This window comes from Liquorilactobacillus sp. (assembly GCF_047719775.1).
Classification (GTDB): domain Bacteria; phylum Bacillota; class Bacilli; order Lactobacillales; family Lactobacillaceae; genus Liquorilactobacillus.
In genome coordinates this window covers 1-2,869 of the sequence record NZ_JBDNTS010000049.1, presented here as the reverse complement: position 1 = coordinate 2,869, position 2,869 = coordinate 1, and the positions used below count along the sequence as shown (strand labels likewise).

General features: G+C 37.9%; 1 protein-coding gene. It reads right to left on the bottom strand.

Annotated elements, in window-relative coordinates:
• Position 1: 1 nt before the first annotated feature.
• A complete protein-coding gene (locus ABF682_RS12030) occupies positions 2-1,735 on the bottom strand; it encodes a fungal specific transcription factor domain-containing protein (RefSeq protein ID WP_415619937.1) in 1,734 nt (577 codons plus the stop codon).
• Positions 1,736-2,869 lie beyond the last annotated feature (1,134 nt).

Below are 2,869 nucleotides of genomic sequence, written 5' to 3'. Positions count from 1 at the left end.
CCTAACTCAGCATGCATGTCCAAAAATTGCTTCGAACACGTGAGCTGCAGCCAATGGTATCGACGATCGAATCTTTTTTATTGATAATCAAATCAACGAGGTCCTCTTCAATTGGAAGCAGTTGTACCAAATCTTTTAGTACCTCCAACGCTAGAGAATATTCAAATGTGTCGTAGTCTTTCAAAAATGGAACTGATTTACTGTATTTCAACAATATAACACACGAAATCCATAGCGTAAGCGACGCTGTCCTCAAAGGATAGCAGAAATTCCAATCCAGATGATGCGTTACATCTTTTTTATTCTTAGTAGATTGCTTGGTATAATGACTCCATATTTCACGGATTATGGATTTGGCAGTATTGACAGCCTGCAAGGATCTTTTATCGAGAAGATGGCGACGATATAATAAAAAACACGTCTGAGCTCTCAAACTCGATAATTCTAACATTAACAAGCTACTTCTATAAAAAAGACGCTCTTCGAAAATGGGAAGACTTTTCATCTGACTGACACGGATTGTTATAGTATCGAGCTCCTTCTCCAATTCCATGAACTCAGACCTCTTGATCGTTCCACACATATGCAGCTGCCGGAAAACTCTACTTTGGATATCAGCTAATTGTACACGTAATTGCATGAAACGCAGTGAAAAGTCGCTTGAATAGTCGCCAAGGGGCATTTCACAAGGAAGAACGGTGTTTATTTCTTCGAAGTTAAAAGAAGGCTGCTGTCCGAGGAACGTTGCCAGCATGCAAGATGAGCACCATACATTCCAAAATAAAAGAATTAATCCAATCCCGTTGTGATTGGATGCTATCAATTCTTGAGATACTTTCTTTTTGTGCCATCCTAAAGCAGCTGCAACTTTCAGGGCGTTTACAGATAAATATAGCTGACCTTCTAAAGAAATCATGAGAGTCATAAAGTTAGCCATCAATACAAGGCCGCAAAAACCGTCAATTGAAGGTATCAACAAGATGTTTGGAATCAATCCTTTTGCAATGTTGTAGTATCTATAAGCATCGACAGCCACTTTCGGTATACCGTTCACAAAAGTAGAAGGACTTTCCTCTGAAGGTTTGTGTTTTAGCAATTCTCTTTTGCGCAGAGTTAAAGCTCCAAGACAAAGTACTGTAGAAAGCAAAAATTTCTCGTTATGATCGCCTTCGGCCATTTCCAGATCTCGGTAATTACCTACCAAATCAATTAAATGACGCTTTGATACTCCTGGAGGAGTATGCGACTCATTCTCAAAAATTATATTGATCAATTGGTATCTTTGTTGAATACAATCCATACTCTCATTTCCAGCAATTGGCAATACTTTTTGCCTATCCGAATAATTGATATTTGGATCACAAAAATCCTCTCGCTGGAAGGGGGGCATTACATCACCCAATAACTTCAAAAAGTTGTCAACATCCGCTCCTTCAAATGTGAAGTCGTCAAATTCAAAACTCATTTCAAGTGGGTTGTTCCATGTTTTTTCGCTAGTAAATTGGTCACCATCTCTCGCAAAAGATAGAATATCAATTGCCTGATTTTCCACTGCTTCCGGTTTACTTGCAATTAAAATTCTATTAGCAGTCCTTCTTTTATCCTTTTTTTCGGAAGAACCGTGTACCTCGTTGAAGACGTGATTCTGAAATACAAATTCCTTTGATCCACTTTTACATTGTCTTCTATCTTTTCTTCTGTCGACAATATATATGCATTCTTCTGCTATGTTCAAATGTATACATCTGCTACATGGTTTCTTCCCATCACATTTCAGTTTTCGTCTTTTACAAACGGTACAGGCATTACTTGAGCTTGCCTTCTTCGCATCAGTACATTTCCTCATATCAACACCCCTAACTTAGATCCAACTTCAGCCATGAGGAGGGACTTACTTTTTATAGGAGATTACAACAACCCGCGAACCATCAGGTTGGGAAACCGACGTTCGGACGCCGCGCTTACTCAACAAAAAGGGGAGCGCTTGAAAAAGTTACCCTCTCTGTTAGTGAAGATGATATTTTGAGTCAATGAGGGGATGGCTTTTTGAAAAAGGGCCAAAGCGTAGGAGCGTTTGACGTCAAACCACTTTCTATGCTCAAAAAATGATTTGCAGGTGTTCCGCATTGATTATCAGACGGAATCGCAAGACAGCTCTGTTCTTGGGAAATATTTCCCCACTAGAGTAAATCAAATATGTAGAAAAATATTATAACTGGGCACCATATCGCGAGACACTTTCTCAACATTAATACTCTATTTGAGAATAGAGTCATGAAAAACACCAGGTCAGCTTGAAGATCTTGGTCAAGAAATGCCATGTATTATCAGGTCACCGTGGCCCTGACTCTCGTAAATGCTCAGTGAAAATCGTTGCGTAAGGGTTAATCAAAACAATGGTTTCTTATTTTCTATCGAAATTTAAAATTTTTATTAATTGAAACACTCTAGTAAACATCGGTCACCTTTTTTGTCCAACTAAACACTATCTTACATTTGAAACCTTTGCGAATTTAATCAATCCGTTATGATTCATTAAGCTACTATTAAATGAATGCTTGGTAGTCTTTGTTTATTCATTTTAAGTCTTTTACTTCTTTTTCAGATAAGTTGTGTTGACAAAGCTTTGTCGATACTTTCCAGTTGTGTACTTTTGTATCTCAGATTGGCCTAGATGAAAGACAATCTGACTATACAGTTCAAAAACACATGATCAGATTAAATGCTATATTATACTAGCTTTACTTGAGAACTTGGTATTCCTAGTCATTCAAATGTATTGAAGTGAAGATGGCGATGAAAGTTGATATTATGAAGTAAGCGTGATACGAAAGTTTAAAAGAGTATCTTCCCAGACCGAACTGTAGAT